The sequence below is a fragment of the Caulobacter sp. P4_E5 genome, from assembly GCF_056401555.1.
The window spans coordinates 1-3,202 of record NZ_JBFUJD010000149.1; the positions used below are offsets into that span (position 1 = coordinate 1).

General features: G+C 67.8%; 3 protein-coding genes and 1 pseudogene. 2 read left to right on the top strand and 2 right to left on the bottom strand.

Annotated elements, in window-relative coordinates; translation table 11 throughout:
• Positions 1-222, top strand: a pseudogene (locus AC1DSO_RS24585) (DUF4126 domain-containing protein); the annotation flags it as partial.
• The gene (locus AC1DSO_RS24590) at positions 219-1,601 is read left to right on the top strand and encodes an FAD-containing oxidoreductase (RefSeq protein ID WP_477071301.1); all 1,383 of its coding nucleotides are present in this window, start codon (positions 219-221) and stop codon (positions 1,599-1,601) included. The pseudogene AC1DSO_RS24585 and the gene AC1DSO_RS24590, both read left to right, overlap by 4 nt.
• Here the strand turns inward: AC1DSO_RS24590 and AC1DSO_RS24595 are convergent, their stop codons facing one another.
• Together AC1DSO_RS24595 and ntrB are read right to left on the bottom strand one after the other, a co-directional pair.
• The gene (locus AC1DSO_RS24595; protein WP_477071302.1) at positions 1,602-2,387 is read right to left on the bottom strand and encodes an ABC transporter ATP-binding protein; all 786 of its coding nucleotides are present in this window, start codon (positions 2,385-2,387) and stop codon (positions 1,602-1,604) included.
• Positions 2,388-2,398: 11 nt separating this feature from the next.
• Positions 2,399-3,202, bottom strand: an 804-nt coding sequence (gene ntrB / locus AC1DSO_RS24600) for a nitrate ABC transporter permease (protein ID WP_477071303.1), incomplete at its 5' end; no start/stop codon positions are given.

Below are 3,202 nucleotides of genomic sequence, written 5' to 3' on the forward strand. Positions count from 1 at the left end.
GTCCTGACCGGCGCCTTCAGCGGCGCGGCGCTGATGATGCCCAGCGGCCACTGGCTGCGCGGCGCGGTCATCGGCGCCGTCGGCGCGGTGCTCGGCACGTTCGGCGGGGCCGAGGCGCGGGCGCGGTTGGCCAAGCTGTTCGGCAAGGATGCGCCCGCCGCCCTGATCGAGGACGTGGTCGCCGTCGGCGGAGCGCTTCTGATCTTGGCCCTGGCCCGATGAGCGCGCCGCGCGCGTTCGACGCCATCATCATCGGCGCGGGACAGGCCGGTCCGTCCCTGGCCGGTCGCCTGACCGCCGCCGGACAGACCGTGGCGATGATCGAGCGCAAGGACTTCGGCGGGACTTGCGTCAACACCGGCTGCATGCCGACCAAGACCCTGGTGGCCAGCGCCTACGCCGCCCACCTGGCCCGCCGCGCCACGGACTACGGCGTCGTGCTGAGCGGCCCCGTCGCCGTCGACATGAAGCGGGTCAAGGAGCGGCAGCAAACCGTGGTCAGTAACGCCCGCGGCAATGTCGAGACATGGCTGCGCGGCATGCCTGGGATCTCGGTGATCCAGGGCCATGCTCGTTTCGAGGGCGCCAACACGGTCCGGGTCGGCGACGATCTGCTGACGGCGCCGAAGATCTTCCTGAATGTTGGCGGCCGGGCGAACGTCCCCGACATGCCGGGGATCGGCGAGGTTCCCTACCTGACCAATGTCGACATGATGCGGCTGGATACGCTGCCCGAGCACCTGGTCATTGTTGGCGGCAGCTATATCGGGCTGGAATTCGCCCAGATGTTCCGCCGTTTCGGCAGCCAGGTGACCGTGGTCGAGATGGGGCCGCGCCTGATCGGCCGCGAGGATCCGGAGATTTCCGACGCCATCCGCGAGATCCTGGAGGCCGAGGGGATCACTGTCCGCCTGAACGCCGAATGCATCCGCTTCGCTCGCCATGACCAAGGCGTTTGCGTCCATGTCACCTGCGAGGCCGGCGCGCCACAGGTGACCGGCTCGCACGTGTTGCTCGCCGTCGGCCGCAGACCCAATACCGACGACCTGGGGCTCGAGGCCGCCGGGATCGAGACCGACAAGCGCGGCTACGTCGTCGTCGACGACCAGCTGCGCGCCAATGTCCCGGGCGTCTGGGCGATGGGCGACTGTAACGGCAAAGGCGCCTTCACCCACACGGCCTACAACGACTTCGAGATCATCGCCGCCAACCTGCTGGATGATGATCCCCGCCGCGTGAGCGACCGCATCACCTGCTACGGCCTGTTCGTCGATCCGCCGCTGGGACGGGTCGGCATGACCGAGGCCGAGGCCAGGGCGACCGGCCGCCCGCTGCTGGTGGGCAAGCGACCGATGACCCGTGTCGGCCGCGCCGTCGAGAAGGGCGAGACCCAGGGCTTCATGAAGGTAGTGGTCGACGCCGAGACCAAAGCGATCCTCGGCGCCGCCATCCTGGGCCTGACCGGCGACGAGGCCGTCCATGGCATGCTCGACCTGATGTACGCCAAGGCGCCTTACACGGTGATCCAGCGGGCGGTTCATATCCATCCGACGGTGTCCGAACTGATCCCGACGATGCTGGGCGAGCTGAAGGCGGGCTAGCTAGGCCGCCCGGCGCGCGTACAGGAACTCGATCACCGCCGCGCGGGCATGGATGTACGTCGGGTTCTCGGCCACGGCGAGGCGGTCGCGCGGCCGCGCCAGGTTCACGTCCAGCACCTGACCGATCGAGGCGCGCGGGCCGTTGGTCATCATCACGATGCGATCCGACAGCAGGGCCGCCTCGTCCACGTCGTGGGTGACCATCAGCACGGTGTTGTTCAGCGCCGCGTGGATCTCCATCACGCTGTCTTGCAAGTGCGCGCGGGTCAGGGCGTCCAGGGCCCCGAACGGCTCGTCCAGCAGCAGCACCTTGGGCTCCATGGCCAGGGCCCGGGCGATGCCGACCCGCTGCTTCATGCCGCCCGAGATCTCGGCCGGCCGCTTGTCCAGGGCGTGGGTCATCTTGACCAGCTCCAGATTGTGCAGCGTCCACTCGCGGCGCTCGGCGGCGGACTTGGTCTTGCCGAACACCTTGTCGACCGCGAGGCTGACGTTCTCGCGCACCGACAGCCACGGCAGCAGCGAGTGGTTCTGGAACACCACCGCCCGGTCGGGTCCGGGGGCGTTGACCTCCTGCTTGTCGAGGATTACCGCGCCGGTGGTTACTGGGACCAGGCCCGCGACCACGTTGAGCAGGGTGGACTTGCCGCAGCCCGAGTGGCCGATGATCGAGACGAACTCACCCTTCTCGACCTTCAGGTCGATGCCGGTCAGCACCTCGGAACGGGCGGCGCCTTTCGAGAAGGTGACGCCGACGCCTTCGATGGAGAGATAGGCTTTTGCCATGACAGTTCTCCTTAGCTCGCCGCGTTGCCGCGCGAGATGACGTGACCCAGCAGGGCCACCAGGCGATCGAGGAAGAAGCCGGTCAGTCCGACCCAGGCCAGGGCCACGATGATGTCGGAGATCCGCGAGGCGTTGTACTGGTCCCAGATGAAGAACCCGACGCCGACGCCGCCCAGCAGCATTTCCGAAGCGACGATGGCCAGCCAGCTCATGCCGATGCCGATGCGCAGGCCGGTGAAGATATAGGGCGTCGTGGCCGGCAGCAGGATCTTGAAGAAGTACTCGGTCGGCGACAGCCGCAGCACCTTGGCGACGTTGACGTAGTCGGTCGGGATGTTGCGCACGCCGACGGCGGTGTTGATGATGATCGGCCAGATCGAGGTGATGAAGATCACGAACAGGGCCGACGGCTKGGCCTCGYGGAAAGCGGCCAGCGAGATCGGCAGCCAGGCCAGCGGCGGCACCGTGCGCAAGACCTGGAAGATCGGATCCAGTCCCCGGTGCGCCCAGCGGTTGGAGCCGATCAAGACGCCCAGCATGATCCCGCAAATCGCCGAGATCGAAAAGCCCATGCCCACCCGCTTGAGGCTGGTCAGCACGTGCCAGAACAGGCCCTTATCGACGCCGCCGTTGTCGAAGAACGGATGCAGGATCAGGTCCTTGGAATCCGCCCAGACGTGGGCCGGCGACGGCAGGCCGACATAGGAGTCGCCAGCCGCCACCTGCCAGACGCCGAGGATGACCAGCAGGGTCAGCAGCGGCGGGAAAACCGCCGCCGCCACCGCGTTGGCGCGGCGGATGACCTCGGCCAGGCC